The sequence below is a fragment of the Haloarcula salina genome (genome assembly GCF_049603855.1).
In the GTDB taxonomy this organism is placed as follows: domain Archaea; phylum Halobacteriota; class Halobacteria; order Halobacteriales; family Haloarculaceae; genus Haloarcula; species Haloarcula salina_A.
The window spans coordinates 1556160-1577616 of sequence record NZ_CP187146.1 but is presented as its reverse complement, the minus strand read 5'-3'; the positions used below and the strand labels follow the sequence as shown (position 1 = coordinate 1577616).

The following is a 21457-nucleotide window of genomic DNA, read 5'->3' as shown; positions in this document are numbered from 1 at the left end:
CGGTTCCATCAGGTACTTTGGATCGACAGGCGACACTCCGGTAATGGGCGACGGCCTCACCGATCGGGTGGCGATGCCGGGCGACCTCTCCGTGCGGGCGGTCGGCGGACTGGTCGCGGCGGCGGCGCTGCTCGGCTACGGCCTCGTCGGGCCGACCCCAGCCGGGATGTCGCCAGCGATCCGTCGGGTCCTCTCGGTCTTTCTGCTCGCGCTGGTCCTGTGGCTGACCGAGCCGGTCCCGTACGTCGTCTCCAGCGCGCTCAGCGTGACGCTGCTGTACGCGCTTGGCGTCGCCGACACCTTCGCCGCGGCGGCCACCGGCTACGCCTCCTCGCTCGTCTTCTTCCTCCTGCTCTTGCTCCTGCTCAGTAACTCCATCTCGAGCGTCGGCCTGGACCGCCGCGTGGCACAGCGCCTGCTCGCGGGCGAGCAGACGCCGCGACAGACCTACCGGTCGCTGGCGGCCCACGTCCTCATGCTGGCGGCGTTCGTCCCCTCCGCGATGGCGCGCGCGGTGACGTTCATCCCCATCGTCGAGCGCCTCGTCGACGCCTACGGGCTGGGCGAGGGCAGCGGCTTCGAGCGCGGCTCGTTCCTCCTGCTGGGCCACGTCAACCCCATCGCGTCGATGGCGCTGATGACCGGCGGCGGGATGGCGCTCGTCACCTCCGAAATCGTCACCGCCAGCGTCCGGCCGGTCACCTGGGTCGAGTGGGCCGTGCTGATGATTCCCCCGACGCTCGCGCTGTTCGGGCTGGGGACCGTCGCCGCGGCGGCGTTCAGTTCGGTCGACGGCGAGACGACGGTCGCGACGGCCGACGGGAGCGGCGCGCCGACCGGCGAGTCGTCCCCGCTCGGCGACCCCGCCGCCGAGGCGGCGGGATCGACCCGTGAACAGCGCATCGTCGCCGTCGTCATGGCCGCGACCGTTCTGGCGTGGATCGTCGGCTCGTTCGTCGGCATCCCGACGGTCGTCCCCGCCGCTGTGGCGGTGTTCGCGCTGTCGCTGCCCGGCGTCGGCGTCATCGGAACGGAGGACGTTCGGGACGTGAGCTGGGGCGTCGTCTTCCTCATCGGTGCGATGCTGTCGATCCTCGACGTGATGGAGTCGACCGGCACGCTCGACTACGTGGTCGAGACGCTCACGCGCGCGGTCCCGTTCGCCGCGCTCGCCCACTGGCAGGTCGTCGCCGTGCTGCTGGCGCTCGCGGTCGGCATTCGCGTGCTGTTCTCGACCGCGTCGGCGGCCATCGTCGTCACGCTCCCCATCGTCCTGGAGTTCGCCGACGCGTTCGGCGTGGCCCGCGTCCCACTCGCGCTCTCCGTCCTGCTCGTCGTCGGGGCGACCACGATATTGCCGTTCAACACGTCTGCGGTACTCGTCTCGATGGACCGCGGCCCACTCTCACACCGCGACGTGGTGTCGTTCGGGCTGGTGACGATGGCGCTGTCGCTGGTCGTGGTCGCGGCGTCGTGGCTGCTCTACTGGCCGCTCGTGTTGTGAATCCGGGAGAAGATTTCGAGAAGGCTTACGTCGCGTTCGACTCCGAACCGACCTCGGGAGCGTCCCCGTCGTCGCCGTCCACGCGCTGGAGGCGCGCCCGCGTGATGCGCGTGTTCTCGACGCGCTCGACGCCGATTTCGACGCCGTCGAACGCGAAGGTCTCGCCCTCCTCGACGAGGCGGCCGGCGCGGTTGAACACGGACCCGGCGACGGTCTCGAACTCCTCGCCCTCGGGCAGGTCGATGTCGAGCGCCTCGTTGACCTCGTTGACGTTGACCTCGCCCTTCACGACGACGGTGTCGTCGTCGACGAACTCGATGGGCTCTCGCTCCTCGCCCTCGAGTATCTCGCCGACGATCTCCTCGGTCAGGTCCTCGATGGTGAGCAGGCCCTCGGTCGTCCCGAACTCGTCGATGACGATGACGACGTGGATGCGTTCCTTGCGCATCTCCGACAGAAGGTCGTCGACGTTCTTCGACTCGGGGACGTGGAGCACCGGCTCGACGAGGTCAGACAGCGCCGCTTGGCTCTCTCGCTCACCGTCCTCATCTGCGCGCTCCCGGACGAGGTCGTGGACGTGGACGACGCCGACGACGTTGTCGAGGCTCCGCTCGTAGACCGGCAGGTGGGTGTGGCCGCTCTGGATGCAGGTCTCCAGGGCCTCCTCGACGGACGCCGTCTTCGGGACCGCAGTCATGTCCAGTCGCGGGGTCATCACCTCCTTGGCGATGGTGTCGTTGAACCGCAGGGTTCGCTGGAGCATCTCGCGCTCCTCTTCGTCAAGCACGCCCTCTCGCTCGCCGGTCTCGATGATGTTCTGTATCTCCTCGCGGGTGACGTAGGAGGTCTCGATGGCCGAGCGACCGCCCGTGATCTTGTTGACGACGCGAGTGAGGTAGTCGAACAGCAGGACGAGCGGCAGCAGGACGTACTCGGCGAGCTTGAGCGGTTTCGCTATCGTGAGCGCCCAGGACTCGGTGTTCTCGACCGCGTAGCTCTTGGGGGCGCTCTCGCCGAACAGCAACACCAGCGCGGTGATGCCGAGCGTCGCCACCGTGACGGCCTGTCCCTGTCCGAAGCCGAGCACGACCAGCAGGCCCGTCGCGAGCGACGACATCGCGATGTTGACGAGGTTGTTTCCGACCAGAATCGTCACGAGCAGCCGGTGCGGGTCGCTCTTGAGCGCCGCCAGCGTCTCCGAGCCCCCGACACCGTCCTCGACCAGCGCCTCGACGCGGTGGGCCGGCAGCGAGAACATCGCGATCTCTGACGACGAGAAGAACGCGGAGATGCCGATCAGCACGGCGATGAGGGCCGCCCCGCCGACGGCGATGGCGCTGTCCGGGATCACCGCGCCACCGACCTGGAAGGCCGGGACCACGGCGTCGAGCGTCGCCGCTCCGAACGGGGTGCCCGCTGTCATCTACGTCTCCGTGGCCGGTTCGTGTTCCGCGATGTTCGCGGCCGACTCGCGGTCCGCCTGCTCTCGCTCGCGGGCGTAACGAGCGAGCAGTTCGCTCTCGATGTCCTCGACGGGGTAGAAACACGCCGCCTCGTGGTCGCCGTCGGCGAACTCGGAGCGGGCGGGGTCCTCCTGTCGGCACTTGTCCGTCGCCTTCGGACAGCGCGGCGCGAAGTTACAGCCGCCCGGGAGGTCGACCGGGTTCGGCGGCTCCCCCGGGAGGAGGACCCGCTGTCGGTCGATGCTTGGGTCGGCCCGCGGCGACGCCTCGAGCAGCGAGGCCGCGTAGGGGTGCTTGGGGTTCTCGACGACATCCTCGGTCGGCCCGATCTCGACGACGCGTCCGAGATACATCACCGCCAGGCGGTCGGCGATCTGCGAGAGGCTGGCGAGGTCGTGTGAGATGTAGGCGATGCCGATGTCGCGCTCGTCGGCCATCTCCCGGAGGATGTTGAGGATGTTGGCCTTCAGCGACACGTCGAGCATCGACGCCGGCTCGTCGCAGATGAGCAGGCGCGGGTCGAGCACGAGCGCCTGGGCGATGGCGACGCGCTGGCGCTCCCCGCCAGAGAGCTGGTCGGGGTGCTTATCGAGGTACTTCTCGGGCGGATTGAGGCCCACGTCGGACACCGTCTGGCGGACCCGCCGCTCGATCTCCTCGGGCTCGACGCCCTGGACTTTCAGCGGTTCGGCGACCGCGGCCCGCACGCGCTGGCGCGGGTTGAGCGAGTCGAAGGGGTCCTGGAAGATGAACTGCACCTTCGAACGGAACTGCTTGGTGTCCTCGGCGAGCAGGTCGTCGACCGGCCGGCCCTCGAAGAGGATGTCGCCGCCGGTCTGTGATTGCAGCGCGGAGACGACCTCCGCGAGCGTGGACTTCCCACAGCCGGACTCGCCGGCGATGCCGAGGATCTCCCCCTCACGGATGTCGAGGTCGACGCCGTTGACGGCCTTGACGTAGTTGGGCTCGTTGCCGAGCAGATCGGCGACGATCGACTGGGACTGCTGGAACCACTTCTCCAGTCCGTCAGTCTCGACGATGACCTCGCCCGCGTCGCGGCCGTCGTCGTCCTCAGGCACGTCGATGCCCCACGTCTCGGGATCGGCAGCCTGTTTCTGCATCTCGTCGGCCCGGTCGTTGTAGTAACAGGCCGAGGCCTGCCGCTCGTCGCCGACCAGCGGCGGGTGGTCGCTCTCGCACTCTTCCGTCGCGAACGGACACCGGTTCCGGAAGACGCAACCGGTCGGCTCCTCGACGAGGTCAGGTAAGGATCCCGGGATGGAGATGGCGTTCTCGTCGAACTCGTCGACCTCCGGGAAGGCGTTTTTCAGCCCCATCGTGTAGGGGTTGTGCGGATCGTTGAACACGTCGAAGGTCTTGCCCTGCTCCATCACCTTCCCGCCGTAGAGCACCGACACCTCGTCGCAGGTCTCCGCGACGACGCCGACCTCGTGGGTGATGAGCAACAGCGAGCTGTCGATCTCCTCCTGGATCTCCATGAGCTTCTGGACGATCTTGTCCTGGACGATGACGTCCAGGCCGGTCGTCGGCTCGTCGGCGATGATGAGGTCGGGGTCCAGGACCAGCGCCATCGCGATGGTGACGCGCTGGCGCATCCCGCCCGAGAACTCGTGGGGGTAGTCCTCGGTCCGTCCCGGGTCGAGCCCGACGATGTCGAAGACCTCTTCGACCCGCTCGTTGGCGGCGGCGTCCGAGACGTCCTTGTGCGTGTGGATCGCCTCCCGGATCTGCTCGCCGACGGTCATTACCGGGTCGAGCGAGTCCATCGCGCTCTGTGGGATGTAGGCGATCTCCTCCCAGCGGACGTCGCGCCACTCCCGCTCGGAGAGGTTCGTCAGTTCGCGGCCGTTGAATGTGATGCTCCCGGAGCGGATCTCGCCGTTGTCGTCGAGCAGTCCGAGCACGGACTTGGCGAGGGTCGACTTCCCGGACCCGGACTCGCCGACCAGTCCGTAGTTGTCCCCCTCCTCGATGGAGAACGAGACGTTGTTGACCGCGTGGACGTCCTTGTCGGGCGTTCGATACGTGATCTTCACGTCGTCGACTTCGAGCAGGCTCATTGTTCCTCCGTCTGCAGTTCGGGGTTGACGATCTCCTCGAAGGCGCGGCCGACGAGGAAGACCGAGGTCGTCACGGCGGCGATACCGAGCGCGGGCGGGAGCACCCACCACCAGGCGACTCGGATCGCGCCCGAGCGGAACACCTGCTGGAGCATCCGGCCCCAGGAGGTCGTCGTCGGGTCACCGAACCCGAGGAACGCGAGCGACGCCCCCGCGACGATCGACCAGCCCACGGCGTATGCGGTGTAGAGGAAGCCGATGCCCAGCACGTTCGGCGCGACGTGGAGGAACATCGTCCGCAGGTGGCCCGCGCCCCTCGCGCGGGCGGACTTCACGAACGTTCGCTCCTTGACAGTCATGACCTCCGAGCGGATGACCCGTGCCGGCATCTTCCAGAGGAAGATCACCAGCACGACGGTGATGAGCCAGACGTTCGGCGACACGAACGACAGGATGAGCAGCGCCATCGGCAGGAGCGGGAGCGCGAACGTGAGGTCGGTCAACCGCATCAGGAATTCGTCGATGCGACCGCCGAAGTATCCGCTCGTGAGACCCACGAGGAAGCCCAGGATGCCGGTGCCGATGCCGCCGAACAGCCCGATGATGAGCGTCGGCCGCGCGCCGGCGAGGAACTGGCTTAGCACGTCCTTCCCGAAGGAGGTCGTTCCGAGCAGCGCCTTCCCGCTGGGCGCGGTCAGTCGCATCATCGCGCCCTGCCGGCGGAGCGTGTCCTCGATGGGGTGGTACGGCGCGATGTACGGACCGAAGAGCCCGATGAACACGAAGCTGGCGAGGATGACGAGGCCGAACTTCGCCCCGGTGTCCTGCCAGACGACGGCCATGGTCTCCTTCGCGCGACCGAACTCCGAGCTGAGCCGATCGCGTGCGGTCTCTGCGTCGAGTGTGTACCCGGACATCAGACGTCACCTGCCTTGATCGTCGGGTCGAGTTTCGCGTACGCTATGTCGGCAGTGAGGTTCATCACGATGACCGCGAGCGCCATGATGAACACGGCGGCCTGAACCGTCGGGTAGTCCTGATTGAGGATGGCCTGGACGAGCGCGCGGCCGATTCCCGGCCACGCGAAGACCACTTCCAGCGTGATGACGCCCTGGAACAGCATCCCCGTTCGGAGCGCGAAGTACGTCACCAGCGGGAGCAGCGAGTTCCGCCCCGCACGGGCGAGCTGTTTCATCTCCGAGAGCCCCTTCGCACGGTGGAGCATCAGGAACTCGGAGCCCTTGCGCTCGACGACGGAGTTCCGCGCGAGCATCAGGAAGTCGCCGCTGTAGAACAGCACCGTCGCGGTAAAGGGGAGGATGTAGTGCTTGAGGAAGTCCACCGAGAGGTACGTCTGTGCGTACCCCTGCGGGTTCGCCATCGGACTTCGCATCCCGAACGCGGGCAGCCAGTTCAGCCCGTACGAGAAGATGATGAGCAGGAGGATCCCCGTCACGAAGATCGGGGACGCGCGGAAGAACGTGGTGACCACGATACCAGCCTGCTCGAACTTCGACCCGCGATTCCAGCCGGCGTACATCCCGGCGATGGAACTGACGACCGCGGTCACGACCAGCGCCGGCAGGAGCAGGACGAGCGTGTTCATCAGCGCGGGGATGATGATCTCTCCGACCGGCCGCTGCTGGGTCAGCGAGATGCCGAACTGCAGCGTGAACAGGTTCCTGACGTACTTCAGGTACTGCACGTAGATCGGCTCGTCGAGGCCGTACATCTCGCGGAGCTGGGTGACCTGCTCGGCGGTCAGCGCTCCCGACGCGACCAGCCCGCTGAACGGGTCACTCGGGAGGAGTCGCAGCGAGGCGAAGATGACGCTGACCGAGATGAGCGTCAGCATCGCCGCGATGGCGGTCCGTTTGATGAGGAATCGCTGGAAGCTCATTGTGTCAGGAGAAGTCCTGCTGGTCGAGTTCGGACCGCGTCGCGTGACCATTCTCGACCCGTTCGGCGAAGGCGTCCCAGGCGTCACCCGTCGGCCAGACGAGCATGTCGTCGCCGTCGAAGGTGTACCCGGCCTGCTGGAGCATCGACCGCGCTTTGTCGACGTTGTACTCGTAGGCCTCGGTCTCGCCGTAGAACGGCGTCAGCAGCGGCGTGATGAGGTTCTGGCCGTCGATGGCCTCGCCACGACCGCCGAGGACGCCGTCGACGAAGCCCTGCTTGTCCACGGCGTGGCTGAGCGCGACGCGGACCGTCTTGTCGCGGAACAGCGGGACGATGTGGTTGAGGTGAACGTCCGTCGGGACGTAGTTGCGCGCGGTCTGTTTCTCGACGCCGCTGGCGTTCGCGGCGCGCTCCGCCTGCTGGTTCGAGACCGTCGCACCGATGGCGTCGATGTCGCCGGACTGCATCGCGCCGATGAGCGTCGAGACGTTTCCGACGTTGGACTCGACCATCTCGTCGATACCGTCGCCGGGGACGAAGTACTGCTCGCCCATGATCTCCCGGCGGGTGTCGTCGTCCCACAGCCAGTGGTCCTCGTACTTCTCCAGGCGGAGTTCGGACCCCTGCTCCCAGTTGACGAAGCTAAAGGGCCCGGTCCCGACCGGGTTGTCCGGGTTGTACTGTCCGGGGCTGTCGACGTCCTGCCAGCGGTGCTTGGGGATGATCGCGCTCCGGACCGCGCGCTGGGTGAGGAACGCGGCGTCGGGTTCGGTGAGGTTGAACCGAACGCGGCCGCCGCCCTGGTTCGAGACCACTTCGACGCTGTCGATGGTCCGGTAGAACGGGCCCTGCTGGGGCGCGGTGTGTTGCTTGTACATCTCGACGCTGAACTTCACGTCCTCGGGCGTGAACGACTCGCCGTCGTGCCAGGTGACGCCCTCGCGGAGGTCCATCTCGACGGTGGTGTCGTCGATGACCTCGTGACCGGTCGCCAGGCCGGGGACGATTTCGAGCTGCGGCGAGGCGTCGTAGAGGCCGTCGTAGACGTTCAACAGCCGCTTCTCTTCGAGGCCGCCGGTCGACCAGGGGAGGTTCGTCCCCTGCATCCCGGCGGTGACGCCTTTCACCCACGTGGTCGAGTCGCCCGTGGGCTGGAGGTTCACCTGCGTCCAGATGAACGAGTCGCGGGTCGTGCCGTTGCCCGGCGTGGGCACGTACCCTTCCCAGTCGGCCGTGTTCGCGACCGTGATGACGTTGGGGAAGTTCGAAGCGATGACGTAGGCGTCCTCGCTGAGCTTCGTCTGGATCTCCTGGCAGATCTCGGCGCGCTTTTGCTGGTCGCCGATGGTCTGGGCCTGCTCGTCGAGCAGTTCGGTGATCTCGTCGTTCTTGTAGTTGTAGTAGTTCCCGCCGGTCTCCGGGTGCGCACGCATCAGGAACGGGTTCGGATCGAGGCCGCGCTGGGGGTCGGGACCGTGGAGGTTCATCACCACGGGAACCGGGTGACCGATGTCCGCGCGCCAGAACTCACCGTACCGGGTGCTCGGCTGGACGTTGACGAGATTGGTGGGGACGCCGATGGAACTGAACGACTCCTGGATCATCAGCGCGTGTTCGCGCATCCACGGCGTCTCCGACTGGGCGAAGTGCACGTCGAGCGCGGACAGCGACTGGCCCTCGACCGCGGTGTACTCGAACTGGACGGCTTCGTCGTTGACCGAGGACCCCTTCGTCTCCACGGGCCACTCTTCCCAGAACTTCGTCTCGATTGATCGACCGTCGCCGCCAGACCCATCTGTGCCACCGTCACCGCCGTCACCGCCGTCGCCGCCCGAACAGCCGGCCATGCCGGCCAGTCCGGCCGCGCTTGCGATCTTGATGAACCGACGCCGCGACGTGGTACCTGTCTCGATTTCTAATGGTTTATCACGGGACATTACACCTCCAGCGTTTCCACCATACCGACTTGGAGATGTTCCCGATACCCCTCAATCATCATCGTCCTTTATGTGCGGCTCCCTTCGAAGGAGGGATCGACCCCGAATTCTGCCCCCGAGACCGACCGCGCCCGATCCTATCAAAATACGTATGATAACCTCTCTCGCAGCCGATACGTTCGCCGTCGACGGCCCGCCGGTCACTCGGCGTCGGCTTCGGCGCTCGGCGACGGCCCCCCGGAGAAGACGAGTTCGAAGAGTTGTTTCTCGGCCAGTCGGAGGCGTTCGCTGAGGGTCGACTGGGCGATGTCGAGTTCGGTCGCGAGGTCGTCCGCCGTTGCCCCGCGTGGAACGTCGAAGTACCCCATCGAGTGAGCCGTTCGGAGAACCGACAGCTGCTCCTGTGAGAGCTCGTTGCGCAACACGCGGCCGAGTTGGCCGCTCCCGAGCGGTTCACCGGTCGTCTCGACCTGATTCACGCTCTGGAGTTCGAACTTCCCGAAGCGCTCGTCGATCTGGTCGGCGAGCGTCCTGAAGTCGTCCCACTCTTTGACCGTGATGACGCCGTCGAAACGGCCGTCGTAGAGCTTCAGCCGGTTCGGGATCGCTCTCCCTCGAAGGAGCACGCCCAGGAGGAACGGGTACGGTTCGTGCGCGACGATGGTCAGCCGGTAAGTGGGCTTCTCCGAGGCGTCAACCGAGACGCGCTCGTGGTAGAACAGTTCGGCGCGGTCGATGGCGTCGACCATCGCCTCGGGATCGAGTTCGGTCTCTGCGGTGACCAGCAGCGACTCGATCCAGTCGCCCTCGTCGGCGTAGAACGCGTTCTCGAACTCGATGCAGTAGATGTCCGAGAACTGCGTCTGGAAGTCGCTAACGACTCCCGATGGAACTGTCTGAAAGTCGACACGGAGAATTTCAGATCACCCTGGGTATCCGTATACATCCAGTTACTCGGACCCACATTTAACCTTTGTTAGCCATGGATGGTGTGCGAGAACACAGCCGATGGCCCGTCAAGCCGTCGATTTCAGGCAGTAGTTCGTTCCTACCGGCCCGCGGGAAACTGGAATCGATGCGCGCGCCGTTTATTCGCTCGTTCGAACGAGCGCGTCGACGGCGACGGGGCCGTCGGCGGTGATCACGACGGGATTCAGATCGAGTTCGGCCACGGCCTCGACCGAGGCGGCGAGGTCGCCCACGCGGACCAGGAGATCGACGACGGGGTCGACGGGCAGCGGTTCTCCGTCTCGCCGGTCCTTCAGTACGTCGGCGAGAGCCGTCTCCTCGACGGCCCGACGCGCGTCGGCCCGGGAGAACGGCGGGACGAGGGTCGCGCTCTCGTCGAGCACCTCCACGAGCACCCCGCCGGGCCCGACGGTGACGAGCGAGCCGAACACGTCGCCGGGCGCGACGCCGAGCATCGCCTCGACGCCGCCGTCGACCATCGGCTGGATTAGGACCCCCGCGATTTCGTCGTCGGCCACGCGAGTCCGTGCGGCGGCGTACACGTCGTTGTAGGCCTCTCGCGCCTCCTCAGGAGACTCGACGCCGAGTCTGACGGCTCCGGCGTCGGTCCGGTGGGGCAGTTCGGGCGAGTCGATCTTGAGGACAGCCGCCCCCTCCATCGAGGCCACCGTGTCCGCCGCTTCGTCGGCGCTGGTCGCCACGCTCGTCTCGACGGTCGGGACGTCGAACGCAGCGAGCAGCGACTCGGCCTCCTGCCAGGTCAGGACGCGACCGGGTGGCAGGTCGAGGTCCGCCGACGCCTCGCGGTCCTCGCCGAGGGCGCTCCGCGGGGCGTGGTCGGCGAGACGGTCGCGGGCGGCGGCAAACTCGACGGTCGACGCGACGGCGTCGAGACACCGGCTCGGGTCCTCGTAGAACGGCACGGCCTCGCGGAGTCTGGCGTAGGGGGCCGTCTCGGTCGGGTTCTCGGGCTCCTTCCGACCGGTCCAGAGGACGTACACCGGGTCTTCGGCCCGTGCCGCGATGGCTTCCAGGTCGGCAGCGATGTCCACGGCGCGGTCGTCGACCCCAGACAGGCCGATCGCGAAGACGTAGGCGTCGAACCCGTCGTCGGCGAGGAGCGCGTCGGCGATCTCCGGGAGCACGTCCGCGCCGTAGCCCCGGATGTCGGCCGGGTTTCGCAGTTCACCGTAGGTCAGGAGGTCGTCCAGGTCGAGGAGCGCCTGCTCAGTCTCGCCGTCGATATCGGGGAGCGCGAGGCCCCGCTCGGCGGCCATGTCGGCGAGCAGGCTCGCGAGGCCGCCGCTGGTCGAGGCGATGCAGACGCGGTCGCCGTCGGGCGGCCGACCCGAGGTGTGTGCGTTCGCGCGACCGAGGAGGTCGGGAATGTCGGGGACCCGCTGGACGCCGGACTGGTCGAAGGCGGCCGCCCAGGCGTCGTCGTCGCCGGTGAGCGACCCGGTGTGCGAGAGGGTGGCCGCCTCGGCCTGGTCCGACTGGCCGATCTTGACCGTCAGAACGGGCGTTCCGTTTCGGACGGCGCGCTCGGCGACGCGCATGAACCGCTCGGGGTCCTCGACGCCCTCGACGTAGGTACAGATCACGTCGACGCCGTCCTGCTCGGCGAGATAGGCGACGTAGTCCGTGAGCGTCAGATCGGTCTCGTTGCCCGTCGAGACGATGTGACTGAAGTGCAGGTCCTGGTCGGCCGCCCGCTCGAAGAACGTCGTGAACGCGAGCGCGCCAGACTGGCTGACGAGGCCGATACCGCCGGGTTCGGGCTCGCGCGAGCACGTCGAGGTGAGCGTCGCGCCCGCGGACGACATCACGCCGATGCAGTTCGGCCCGACGACGCGGATGCCGGCGTCGTCGGCTGCCGCGGCGAGGTCCGCTTCGACTGCTGCACCCGCTTCGTCGGCCTCCGAGAACCCAGCGGTGAGGACCAGAGCGACGGGGACGCCCCGGTCGCCAGCCGCGCGGACCACGTCGACGACGTACTCCCGCGGAACGCTCACGACGACGAGGTCGACGGTCTCCGGCACGTCGTCCACGTCGTCGTAACACCGCCGGCCCCACACCTCGTCCCGACTCGGATTGACCGGGTAGAGGTCACCGTCGAAGCCGTATTCGAGGAGGTTCTCGACGAGGTTCCCCGAGTAAAAGGAGTCCGGACTGGCCCCGACGACCGCGACCGAGTCGGGGTCGAACAGTCGCTCCAGCTCCGGCGTCCCAGGTCCGTCTGTCTCCGCGTTCGCGTCGCGATTCGCTGTCATGACGCGGGACAGTTCTCGTGGCGACCGCCTGAACCTACTTCCGATGGTGGCCGGTAATAATCATCTTTTATAAGCAAAGACGGTGGGCGGCCGCGAATCTGGCCTCAGTTACCGCTTTCCCGCGGCGGCCGCTCGGTCGAGAATCGTCCTCGCGCGCTCGACCAGCGGCGGGTCGATCATCTGCCCGTCGACGGTGAACACGCCGTCGCCGGTCGCCGCTGCCGCCCGCTCGCCTTCGATCACGCGCTCGGCCCACTCGATCTCCTCGGAGTCCGGTGTGAACGCCTCGTTGATGATCGGGACCTGGTCGGGGTGGATGGCGAGTTTGCCGTCGAAGCCGAACTCGGCGACCGTTTCGACCTGTTCGCGAAGCCCCTCGGTGTCCGCGATGTCGGTATAGACGGTGTCGAACGCGTCGACGCCCGCCGCGGCCGCCGCGACGACGATCCGCTGGCGCGCGTATAGCGACTCGGTCTTGTCGTCGGTCACGGTGGCACCGATGTCCGCGGTGAAGTCCTGGTCGCCGAAAGCGATCGCGGTCACGCCGTCCGCCGCCGCGATCTCGTCGGCCGCCCGGACGCCCGCCGCCGTCTCGACGAGCGGGACGATACCAACGCCCTGGGCTCCGAGTTCGGCGAGGTGGTCCCGAAGCGTCGCGACGTCGTCGGCTCCTTCCGCCATCGGAAGCACGAGGAACTCGGGCGATGTCGACGCGTCGCCCACGACCGCCGCCACGTCGTCCCGGCCGGAGTACTCGTACGGGTTGATGCGGACGCTGACGGCGGGACTCGGATCGTCGAGGGCGTCGAGGGCGTCAACGACCGTGCTCCGGGCGGCCGCCTTCTCGTCGAGGGCCACGGCGTCTTCGAGGTCGAAGATGACCGCATCGGCGGCCGTCGCGACCGCCTTCTCCAGCATCTCCCGGTCGTCTCCGGGCGTGTACAGCAGTGATCGACGGACCATACGCAACGCCGCGTCCGGCGCGGTCGAAAAACCCTGGGTCGAACGCGGATCGACCAGTCCCCCCGACCCGCCGAAATCACTTTCACCCAGCCGTCGGACGGGCGCGGTATGGAACAGGGGAGCGACGCGAACGACCGGAAGCGATCGACGGCGGCACATTTCGGCTCCCACGCCGACGAGTACCTCGACAGCGACGTCCACCGCTCCGGTGCCGACCTCGACCAGCTGGCGGCGTGGTGCGAATCGGCGCGGCGCGGCCTCGACGTGGCCACCGGCGCGGGCCACACGGCGGGCGCGCTGGTCGACGCCGGCGTCGACCGGGTCGTCGCGACAGACGTCGCGTCGGACATGGTTCGGACCGCGACGACCGCGTACCCGGCCGTCGAGGGCGTCGTCTGCGACGCCGAGACGCTCCCGTTCGGCGCGGACGCCTTCGACGCCGTGACCTGCCGCATCGCCGCGCACCACTTCCCGGACCCGGTCGCGTTCGTCGAGGCGGTGGCACGGGTCCTCGAACCCGGCGGGACCTTCGCCTTCGAGGACAACGTCGCGCCGGCCGACGACGCGCTCGACGACTTCCTCAACACGGTCGAGCGGTTGCGGGACCCGACGCACGTCCGTTCTCACCGCGTCGACGACTGGGTCAAGTGGCTCGAAGCCGCGGGCTTCACCGTCGAAACCGCCCGAGTGATCGACAAGACCCTCGTCTACGACGACTGGGTGGAAACCGTCGAGACGCCAGCCGAGCGCCGCGAGCGCCTGGAAGCGACCTTCGCCGACCCGCCGGCTGGTGCGGTCGAGGCGTTCGACGTGACCCGTAGGAACGGCGAGATGGAGTCGTTCGCGAACCAGAAGGTCCTGCTTCGGGCGACGCGGTGATTCACCCCGCTGGGGACATCCGAAAATAGGTCGCTCGACGGGCGTTCACTCGGCCTCGAGCGCCTCGTCGATCGGCGTCAGATCGGCGCTGTCCCGGTCGTCGGCCGGGTGGAAACACGCCGCATCGTGGCGGTCGTCCGTCCACGCGCCGAGTTCCGGCTCCTCGGTCCGACAGCGGTCACTCGCCCGCGGACATCGCGGGGCGAACCGGCAGCCGACGTCGGGGCCGGTGGTGTCGGCCGGATCGCCACTGAGGTGAACCCGGTCGCGTCTGCCCCGCGGGTCGGTCTTCGGGACCGCCGCGAGCAGGGCCTCAGTGTACGGGTGCTTCGGCTCGGAGATGATCCGGTCCGTCCGGCCCCGCTCGACGAACCGACCGAGGTACATGATCGCCAGGCGGTCTGCGATCTGCGTGAGGCTAGCGAGGTCGTGTGAGATGTACAGGACGCCGATTCCTTCGGTGTTCGCAAGCTCGCGGAGGAGGTTCAGCACCTCCGCCTGGAGGGACACGTCGAGCATCGACGCCGGTTCGTCGCAGATGAGCAGGTCCGGGTCGATGACCAGCGCCCGGGCGATGGCGACGCGCTGGCGCTGCCCGCCCGAGAGCTCGTTCGGGTACGCGTCGAAGTACCGCTCGGCCGGGGCCAGTCCCACCCGTTCCAGCGTGTCCCGAACGGCCGCTTCTTTGTCGTCGGTCCGGTAGCCGTGGATCGTGAGCGGCTCCTTGACCAGCTGTTTGACCGTCATCCGTGGGTTCAGCGAGTCGTAGGGGTTCTGGAAGATGATCTGGAGGTTCTGTCGGAACGCCTGTGTGTCCTCGTTCCGGTAGTGTTCGTACGGTCGCCCGTCGAACCTGAGTTTGCCGGCGGTCGGCTCTTCGAGGAGCGCGAGCGTCTCCCCGAGCGTCGACTTGCCACAGCCCGATTCGCCGACCACGCCGAGTATCTCCCCGCGCGAAACCGACAGCGAGACGCCGTCGACGGCTTTGACGTGCGAGTCGTCGCTCCCGAGCACCTCCCGCAGGACGTCGCCGCGTCGGTCGTACCAGTTGCGGAGACTGTTCGTGAACCCGGTGACGGTCGGCGAGACGCCGTCGATGGGAACCCGCCCGAGCAGCGACTCCTCTCGCTCGTACCACTTCTTCAGGTCCGTCACCTCGAGGAGCGTCTCACCGTCTTCCATCCGCTCGCCCCCGACCGCGCCGCCCCACGTCGAGGCGTCGTCGGCCTCGTCGCGCATCCGCGTCGCTCGCTCGGCGTGGTGACAGGCGACTCGCTGATTCCGGTAGGGGAGCGGTTCGAGCGTCGGGGTCGTCGTCTCGCACGCCTCAGTGGCGAACGGACAGCGCGGTTCGAAGACGCAGCCGACCGGATTCGAGTCCGGAGTCGGCGGTTTCCCCGGAATCGAGACGAGCGCGTCGTCGCCGTCTGTGAGGGACGGGTAGGCGTTCTTCAGCGCCATCGTGTAGGGGTTCGAGGGATTGAGCAGGACGCTCTTGACGCTGCCTTGCTCCATGACCGACCCGCCATAGAGGATGGACAGTTCGTCGCAGGTCTCCGCGATGACGCTCAGGTCGTGCGTGATGAGCAGCAGCGAACTGTCGGTCTCCTCCTGTATCTGGAGGATGTTGTCGATAATCTTGTCCTGGACGATGACGTCCAGCCCGGTCGTCGGCTCGTCGGCGATGATGAGCTTCGGGTCGAGCGCGAGCGCCATCGCGATGACGACGCGCTGGCGCATTCCGTCGGAGAACTGGTGGGGGTAGTCCTCGACCCGGTCGGGGTCGAGACCGACGGTCTCGAACAGCTCCCGGGCGCGGCGGCCCGCGTTCCGGTCGGAGACCTCCCTGTGGGTCTGGACGGCCTGCCGTATCTGCGCCCCGACGGTCATCACCGGGTCGAGCGCGTCGATGGCCGTCTGCGGGATGAACGCGATTTCCTCCCAGAGGAGGTCTTGCCGTTCCGCGGGCGTCAGCGACCGCAGGTCCCGGCCCTCGAACTCGACCGTGCCCGACTCGATCGTGGCCTCGTCGGGGAGGAGGCCGAGAATCGCCTTCGCGGTCGTCGACTTCCCCGACGCCGACTCCCCGGAGAGCGCGTAGTTGACGCCGTCGTCGATGGTGAACGAGACGCCGTTGACGCTGTGGAGTGGGCCGTCCCGCACGTTGTACCGCACCGTCAGGTCGTCCACGTCGAGGAGCGTCATCGTCGTCCTCCTCGTGAGGACGGATGGGGGTCGGCCACACCACACCAGCGGCGCTGAGTACCCGTCGCGCGTGCGTGGCTGCCCTCGTGGCGGACCATGTTGCTACTATATCCTAACGTCAAATCATTATGAATCCTCGGGTCCCAATCGAGGGAGGGCTGGCATCCCACTTCGCCGCAGGTCTGGAGGTGGACGGCGGTGCAGGCTACCCTGGCTGTCTACCGATGTCCCCCACCCACTGCCGATCGCGTGACATCTTCACACACGGTACCGACCAGCACGATTCACAGTCGCTTATATATACTTGTAAGTCGTATTATATGTTGATGTGATAGCTCGTCGTGACTGACGTGGCAGTCGCCACGCCGGCCAGGCGCGTGTCACGGAGGAGTCACACAATGTTCCAAGACGCACTCAACTATCCGCGAGAGAGCGACAGCGCAGTGAAGACCATCGTCATCGGCGGTCTCCTGCTGTTCTTCAGCTTCCTGGTCGTCCCGACGTTCTTCGTCATCGGCTACGTCGTCCGCACGCTCCGGGGGGTACTGAACGGCGAGACCGAACCGCCGGAGTTCGACGACTGGGGCGACCTCGGGATGGACGGCCTGAAGGTGTTCGTCATCGGGTTCGTCTACTCGCTCGTCCCGGCGGCCATCGCCGTCGTCGCGCTGCTCGCGAGCGGCGTGACGGCCGGTCTCGGCGGGAACGGAGCGGGAAGCGGGCTGGCCGTCGGCTTCATCGTGGTCGTCGCGGCCCTCGCCGTGGCCATCGTCTCGCTGGCTATGGCGTACGTGCTCCCGGCCGCCGTCGTCGCGTTCGTCCGAACCGACAGCATCGCCGCGGCGTTCTCGCCCGGTGAAATCCGCCGGATGGCCTTCAGCCGGACCTACGCCACTGGTTGGCTGGTCGCCTTCGCGATTAGCCTCCTCAGCGGCGTCGTCATCGGCGTCCTGAACGCCGTCCTCATCGGCGCGCTGCTCGCCCCCTTCCTGACGTTCTACGCGAACGTCGCCGGGGCCTACGCCATCGGGACCGCCGTCAACGAGATGCCGTCGGTCGACGACGGCGACGAGATGCCCGCCGGCCGACCGGCCGCCTGAGCGACCCGAACAATCACCCTGTTTTCAGACATCCCTTCAGCTATCATGCTCGAAGAAGCCATTCGATACCCCTGGGCCGGAGAGAAGAACGTCGAGACGCTGGTCATCGGCGGCCTGTTGAGCGTGCTCGGCGTCTTCATCGTCCCCGCGTTGCTGGTGTACGGCTACCTCATCAGAGTCATCCGAGCGGTCGCCGCGGGCGACGACGAGTCGCTGCCGGTGTTCGACGAGTGGACGGATCTCCTCGTCGAAGGCCTCGTCGGCTTCCTCATCGGAGTCGTCTACGGGGTGGTGCCGCTTGTGGTGCTCGGCCTCGCGATCGCGTCGCTCGTCCTCCCAGTCACGGTCGTGTCGTCGCCGGGCGGCGAGCCACCGGCGTCGAACCTCGCTATCGGCGGCTTGCTCCTCGCGCTGGCCGTGATACTCGTGACCGTCGCCATCGTCGTCGCCGCGGCGTACCTCTTTCCCGCGGCCATCGCGGCCTACGCGGTCACGGGACGCGCGAGCGCGGCGTTCTCCCCCGGAACGCTCCGCGAAATCGGCGGCTCCCGGACGTACGCCGTCGCCTGGCTGGTCGCCGTCGTCATCGCCGTCGTGGCACAGGCGGTCGCCGGCGTCGCCGCTGCAACGGTGATCGGCGTCCTCCTCGTCCCCGTTATCTCGTTCTACGGAAACATGGCCGGGGCCTACGCCATCGGGACGGCGGCCGGCGACCTGCCGGCGCTCGCGGGCGCCCGCGAGTCCGCTTCTGGCGGATCGACTCGGTAGGAGGCGGTGCCTGCCAGTCCGGCGGCTATTCGCGTCCGGTCGGTCGATGTGTCGGTCGTATCCGCGCGATCACGGCAGTTCTTTCCGACGACCCACAGTTATATTCAGGCTACGAATGATGCTTCTCATGCATGCCCGAGATCGAATTCATTACCTTCGCCTGTGCGAGCGCGGACGAACTGGCGGCCTTCTGGGCTGCAGCCCTCGACGGCGAGCGCCGAGAATTACCGGCCGCGCTCGACCCCGAAATCGTCGACCGACCCGGCGACGGTCCCGACTTACTGTTCAAAGAGCAACCGAAAGGGACAGAGCGGAACCTGCCGATCCATCTCGATCTGTCGACGACGGATCGGGAATCGACGGTCGACGAACTGCGGTCACTCGGGGCATCGGTCCGCGAGACCAAGACCGAAACGTACGAAACGCACACGGCCACCTGGACGGTTCTGGAAGACCCCGAAGGCAACGGCTTCTGCGTGAGCGAATACCAGTGAGAAACGGTCTGGAGCCGAGTGTCGGTTCACTGCCGCGTTCACGGTCATAGTCCGACGGATACGGCGGGCGACCGTGAGCGCCGCCGTCATTCGTCGGAGTATTCGAAGTAGTCAATCACTTCGACGCGGAGCTCCCGCCAGTCCCCTTCGACTCGTTCTTCAGTTACTTGCTTGATAGTTTCGGCGTTCGGCAGGAGGAGAAATCGGATACGGCGCGGGTTCATGCCGACAGGGTGATATTCAAGTTTGAAAATCTGTTCCATCGTCCAGTCCCCCTCCCTGAGAACTCGTCACATCATGGTTCGGTATCCGTAATAATTGTAGCGATTCGAGCGGTAATCATATTCAATAGCTCCATATAGGCTATTGGGGTGCGGTTCGACTGGCACTTTTCACTGCCTGATCACTGGGTCGTCCGGCGGTCTCTAGACGAACCGAGGGGGTTAGGGGCCGCTGGTCGATCGACAGCACTGCTGCCCGAGCGGGGGTACCCCACACCTGCGGGCCGGCCGCGTTCCGAATCGAATAGCAGGGCACTTGTGTCCGTACGGCGGACCGTCCGGTATGCAGATCAAGAGCCGGGAGACCACCGCCGAGGGCCGCGAGCGCATCGAGGTGGTCCCCGAGACGCTCGACGACCTCTGGCACCTCTCCCACGTCGTCGAACCGGGTGATCTCGTCTCGGGCGACACCACCCGGCGGATCCAGCGCAACGACGACAACCTTCGGGACAGCGGCGGCGAGCGCGAGCACATGTGGCTCCAGATCGAGGTCACCGACGTCGAGTTCGCGAAGTTCGCCAACCGCCTGCGCGTTGGCGGCGAGATCGTCGACTGCTCGCGGGAGGATCAGCTGGGCTTTCACCACACCATCAACGTCGAGGAGCACACCGAGATCACCGTCGAAAAGCACCTGAAGCCCGATCAGGCCGACCGCCTGGAGGAGGCCGTCGAGGCCACGGAGAACCCCGACGTGGCCATCGCCACCGTCGAGGAGGGCGAGGCCCACGTCCACACCGTCGCCCAGTACGGGACCGAGGAGCGTGCGAGCATCACCTCGACCACGGGCAAGGGTGAGTACGCCCGCCCGCGAAAGGAGCTGTTCGCCGAACTGGCCGACGTGCTGAAGCGCCAGGACGTTGACGCCTACATCCTCGCTGGCCCCGGCTTCACCAAGCAGGACGCCCTCGACTACTTCGAAGATGAGATCCCCGAGATAGCGGCGCAGATCACGGTCGTCGACACCGCGGGCGTGGGGGACCGCGGCGTCCACGAGGTCCTCAAGCGCGGCGCGGTCGAGGACGTGCAACAGCAGACCCGTATCGCCGAGGAGGCGGACTACATCGACGAACTGATGGCCCGAATCGGCGAGGGCGCGGAGGTCGCATACGGTCCCGAAGAAGTCGCGAAGGCGGCCGATTACGGCGCTATCGAGACGCTACTGGTCCTGGACGACCGGCTCAGGAAAGAGCGTGCCGGCGAGGGGGACTGGGACGTCGACGTGGACCGGCTCATCGAGACGACCGAACAGAAGGGCGGCGACGTGACCGTCTTCTCCGCCGAATTCGCTCCCGGCCAGCAGCTCGCGAACCTGGGCGGTATCGCCGCGTTGCTCCGGTATCGGCTCGACTGAACTGGGACGCCAGCGGCCGTTTTCGGTCGGCAGACACCGGCACCTGAGTTGAGTTCCCCGAAACCGTTTTTTGCACCGGTATCTATTGGCTGATAACCCACACGCTCGCGGGAGTTCGCCATGTCATTCGAGGACAAACAAGACTTCGCTCGGCAGGTCGCCGACCTCAACAAGTACGGACAGGCGCTCAATCGCTGTGACTCTGTCGACGAGGTCGTCTCACTCACGCTGGAGGCGATGTCCCTGCTGTTCGAGTTCTCGTACTCCACGTTCGTCGAGGTCCGTGACGGCGACCTCCGCGTCGTCCACAGCACGAACCCGAACTTCGTCCCTGGCGACGCGCCGAGCGAGCTCGCCCGTCGGGCCACGGAGGCCAGCGAGACGGTCGCCGAGCAGGGAGACCTCGCTCGGGTCGACCCGGACTCGGCGGTGATCGGCGCACTCGCGGTGCCGGCACAGATGGGCGACGAGGTGACGGCGGTACTCGTCACCCGCTCGCGGTCGGTCGAAGCGTTCGGCGACGAAGTCGTCCGGCCGCTGGAGATACTCGCCTCCCACGCGGCGACGGCCATCAGTAACATCCGTTCGCGCGAACGACTGGAGCGCGCCCACCGGGACCTGGAGACCAGAAAGGAGATGATCGAGATGTACGACCGCCTCCTGCGCCACGACCTGGGCAACGACCTCCAGATCATCGCGGGCTTCGCCGACGTAGTCGCCGGAGAAGTCGACGGCCAGCCCGCGGAGTACGCCGGCAAGATACAGCGCGCGGCCGAGAGCGCTGCGGACCTGATCCAGCGCGTCGGCGACCTCGTCTCGACGCTCGAAGCACAGGACAACCCCGAACCCCGCGACCTCGCCGCCGTCCTCGGTCAGACCGTTCGCGAGGTCGAGCAGAACTACGAGTCGCTGACCGTCGAATTCGACGAGTCGGCCGTCGAGTACCAGGTGTTCGGCGGCGACCTGCTCGACTCCGTGTTCACCAACGTCATGTCCAACGCCGCCGTCCACAACGAAGGCGAGGTCCACGTTAGGGTGCTCCCTGAGGCGACCGGACCCGACGAGGTCACGGTCCGGTTCGCGGACGACGGGAGCGGCGTCCCGCCGGCCCTCCGCGAACAGATCTTCGAGATGGGCGTCAAGGGCCGGGAGAGTTCGGGGACCGGGTTCGGCCTCGGATTCGTCCGGGCGCTCACCGAGTCCTACGGCGGCAGCGTCGGCGTCACCGACAGCGAGTACGGCGGCGCGGAGTTCCGCGTCACGCTCGAACGAGTCTAAGCCTCGGAC

General features: G+C 67.0%; 17 protein-coding genes. 7 read left to right on the top strand and 10 right to left on the bottom strand.

Features of this window, described 5'->3' with window-relative positions; translation table 11 throughout:
• The first annotated feature begins 43 nt into the window (after positions 1–43).
• Positions 44–1504, top strand: a complete 1461-nt coding sequence (locus tag ACOZ4I_RS08190) for an SLC13 family permease (protein WP_424004682.1) — start codon at positions 44–46, stop codon at positions 1502–1504.
• 25 nt (positions 1505–1529) lie between these two features.
• Here ACOZ4I_RS08190 and ACOZ4I_RS08185 read toward each other — a convergent pair whose 3' ends face one another.
• From ACOZ4I_RS08185 to ACOZ4I_RS08150, 8 genes are all read right to left on the bottom strand, one after another.
• The gene (locus ACOZ4I_RS08185) at positions 1530–2927 is read right to left on the bottom strand and encodes a hemolysin family protein (protein WP_424004681.1); all 1398 of its coding nucleotides are present in this window, start codon (positions 2925–2927) and stop codon (positions 1530–1532) included.
• The gene (locus tag ACOZ4I_RS08180) at positions 2928–5048 is read right to left on the bottom strand and encodes a dipeptide ABC transporter ATP-binding protein (RefSeq protein WP_424004680.1); all 2121 of its coding nucleotides are present in this window, start codon (positions 5046–5048) and stop codon (positions 2928–2930) included.
• A complete protein-coding gene (locus ACOZ4I_RS08175) occupies positions 5045–5965 on the bottom strand; it encodes an ABC transporter permease (protein WP_424004679.1) in 921 nt (306 codons plus the stop codon). The genes ACOZ4I_RS08180 and ACOZ4I_RS08175 overlap by 4 nt, the downstream gene beginning before the upstream one ends.
• Complete coding sequence (locus ACOZ4I_RS08170; RefSeq protein WP_424004678.1) at positions 5965–6948, bottom strand: ABC transporter permease; 984 nt, start codon at positions 6946–6948, stop codon at positions 5965–5967. Before ACOZ4I_RS08170 ends, ACOZ4I_RS08175 begins: the two co-directional genes overlap by 1 nt.
• A 4-nt stretch (positions 6949–6952) precedes the next feature.
• Positions 6953–8887 carry an ABC transporter substrate-binding protein gene (locus tag ACOZ4I_RS08165; protein ID WP_424004677.1) on the bottom strand — a complete coding sequence of 645 codons (1935 nt, stop codon included), beginning with the start codon at positions 8885–8887 and terminating at the stop codon, positions 6953–6955.
• Between the two features lie 200 nt (positions 8888–9087).
• Positions 9088–9636, bottom strand: a complete 549-nt coding sequence (locus tag ACOZ4I_RS08160; RefSeq protein WP_424004676.1) for a helix-turn-helix domain-containing protein — start codon at positions 9634–9636, stop codon at positions 9088–9090.
• Positions 9637–9975: 339 nt separating this feature from the next.
• Positions 9976–12129 carry an acetate--CoA ligase family protein gene (locus ACOZ4I_RS08155; RefSeq protein WP_424004675.1) on the bottom strand — a complete coding sequence of 718 codons (2154 nt, stop codon included), beginning with the start codon at positions 12127–12129 and terminating at the stop codon, positions 9976–9978.
• A 108-nt stretch (positions 12130–12237) separates the two neighbouring features.
• Entirely contained in the window at positions 12238–13092 is an 855-nt protein-coding gene (locus ACOZ4I_RS08150; protein ID WP_424004674.1) for an HpcH/HpaI aldolase/citrate lyase family protein, read from the bottom strand.
• 108 nt (positions 13093–13200) lie between these two features.
• Here ACOZ4I_RS08150 and ACOZ4I_RS08145 point away from each other — a divergent pair, with 108 nt between their 5' ends.
• A complete protein-coding gene (locus ACOZ4I_RS08145) occupies positions 13201–13971 on the top strand; it encodes a methyltransferase domain-containing protein (protein WP_424004673.1) in 771 nt (256 codons plus the stop codon).
• Between the two features lie 45 nt (positions 13972–14016).
• On the opposite strand, the gene ACOZ4I_RS08140 is transcribed toward ACOZ4I_RS08145, so the two are convergent.
• Positions 14017–16176: a dipeptide ABC transporter ATP-binding protein gene (locus tag ACOZ4I_RS08140; RefSeq protein WP_424004672.1), complete on the bottom strand. Its 2160-nt coding sequence runs from the start codon at positions 16174–16176 to the stop codon at positions 14017–14019.
• Between the two features lie 398 nt (positions 16177–16574).
• On the opposite strand from ACOZ4I_RS08140, the gene ACOZ4I_RS08135 reads away from it, so the two are divergent.
• From ACOZ4I_RS08135 to ACOZ4I_RS08125, 3 genes are all read left to right on the top strand, one after another.
• Entirely contained in the window at positions 16575–17276 is a 702-nt protein-coding gene (locus ACOZ4I_RS08135) for a DUF4013 domain-containing protein (RefSeq protein WP_424004671.1), read from the top strand.
• A 45-nt stretch (positions 17277–17321) separates the two neighbouring features.
• On the top strand, positions 17322–18044 hold the full coding sequence (locus ACOZ4I_RS08130) for a DUF4013 domain-containing protein (protein ID WP_424004670.1): 723 nt from the start codon (positions 17322–17324) through the stop codon (positions 18042–18044).
• Positions 18045–18175: 131 nt separating this feature from the next.
• Positions 18176–18538, top strand: a complete 363-nt coding sequence (locus tag ACOZ4I_RS08125) for a VOC family protein (protein ID WP_424004669.1) — start codon at positions 18176–18178, stop codon at positions 18536–18538.
• Between the two features lie 86 nt (positions 18539–18624).
• Here the strand turns inward: ACOZ4I_RS08125 and ACOZ4I_RS08120 are convergent, their stop codons facing one another.
• A complete protein-coding gene (locus tag ACOZ4I_RS08120) occupies positions 18625–18762 on the bottom strand; it encodes a hypothetical protein (RefSeq protein WP_162413981.1) in 138 nt (45 codons plus the stop codon).
• A 340-nt stretch (positions 18763–19102) separates the two neighbouring features.
• Here ACOZ4I_RS08120 and ACOZ4I_RS08115 point away from each other — a divergent pair, with 340 nt between their 5' ends.
• Both ACOZ4I_RS08115 and ACOZ4I_RS08110 read left to right on the top strand, forming a co-directional pair.
• Positions 19103–20170: an mRNA surveillance protein pelota gene (locus ACOZ4I_RS08115; RefSeq protein WP_424004668.1), complete on the top strand. Its 1068-nt coding sequence runs from the start codon at positions 19103–19105 to the stop codon at positions 20168–20170.
• 120 nt (positions 20171–20290) lie between these two features.
• Positions 20291–21448, top strand: coding sequence for an ATP-binding protein (locus ACOZ4I_RS08110; RefSeq protein WP_424004667.1), 1158 nt, complete (start codon positions 20291–20293; stop codon positions 21446–21448).
• Positions 21449–21457: the final 9 nt, after the last annotated feature.

Coding starts and splice junctions, on each gene's coding strand:
- ACOZ4I_RS08190 (WP_424004682.1), top strand. CDS start 44: ATGGGCGACGGCCTCACCGATCGGGTGGCGATGCCGGGCGACCTCTCC.
- ACOZ4I_RS08185 (WP_424004681.1), bottom strand. CDS start 2,927: ATGACAGCGGGCACCCCGTTCGGAGCGGCGACGCTCGACGCCGTGGTC.
- ACOZ4I_RS08180 (WP_424004680.1), bottom strand. CDS start 5,048: ATGAGCCTGCTCGAAGTCGACGACGTGAAGATCACGTATCGAACGCCC.
- ACOZ4I_RS08175 (WP_424004679.1), bottom strand. CDS start 5,965: ATGTCCGGGTACACACTCGACGCAGAGACCGCACGCGATCGGCTCAGC.
- ACOZ4I_RS08170 (WP_424004678.1), bottom strand. CDS start 6,948: ATGAGCTTCCAGCGATTCCTCATCAAACGGACCGCCATCGCGGCGATG.
- ACOZ4I_RS08165 (WP_424004677.1), bottom strand. CDS start 8,887: ATGTCCCGTGATAAACCATTAGAAATCGAGACAGGTACCACGTCGCGG.
- ACOZ4I_RS08160 (WP_424004676.1), bottom strand. CDS start 9,636: ATGGTCGACGCCATCGACCGCGCCGAACTGTTCTACCACGAGCGCGTC.
- ACOZ4I_RS08155 (WP_424004675.1), bottom strand. CDS start 12,129: ATGACAGCGAATCGCGACGCGAACGCGGAGACAGACGGACCTGGGACG.
- ACOZ4I_RS08150 (WP_424004674.1), bottom strand. CDS start 13,092: ATGGTCCGTCGATCACTGCTGTACACGCCCGGAGACGACCGGGAGATG.
- ACOZ4I_RS08145 (WP_424004673.1), top strand. CDS start 13,201: ATGGAACAGGGGAGCGACGCGAACGACCGGAAGCGATCGACGGCGGCA.
- ACOZ4I_RS08140 (WP_424004672.1), bottom strand. CDS start 16,176: ATGACGCTCCTCGACGTGGACGACCTGACGGTGCGGTACAACGTGCGG.
- ACOZ4I_RS08135 (WP_424004671.1), top strand. CDS start 16,575: ATGTTCCAAGACGCACTCAACTATCCGCGAGAGAGCGACAGCGCAGTG.
- ACOZ4I_RS08130 (WP_424004670.1), top strand. CDS start 17,322: ATGCTCGAAGAAGCCATTCGATACCCCTGGGCCGGAGAGAAGAACGTC.
- ACOZ4I_RS08125 (WP_424004669.1), top strand. CDS start 18,176: ATGCCCGAGATCGAATTCATTACCTTCGCCTGTGCGAGCGCGGACGAA.
- ACOZ4I_RS08120 (WP_162413981.1), bottom strand. CDS start 18,762: ATGAACCCGCGCCGTATCCGATTTCTCCTCCTGCCGAACGCCGAAACT.
- ACOZ4I_RS08115 (WP_424004668.1), top strand. CDS start 19,103: ATGCAGATCAAGAGCCGGGAGACCACCGCCGAGGGCCGCGAGCGCATC.
- ACOZ4I_RS08110 (WP_424004667.1), top strand. CDS start 20,291: ATGTCATTCGAGGACAAACAAGACTTCGCTCGGCAGGTCGCCGACCTC.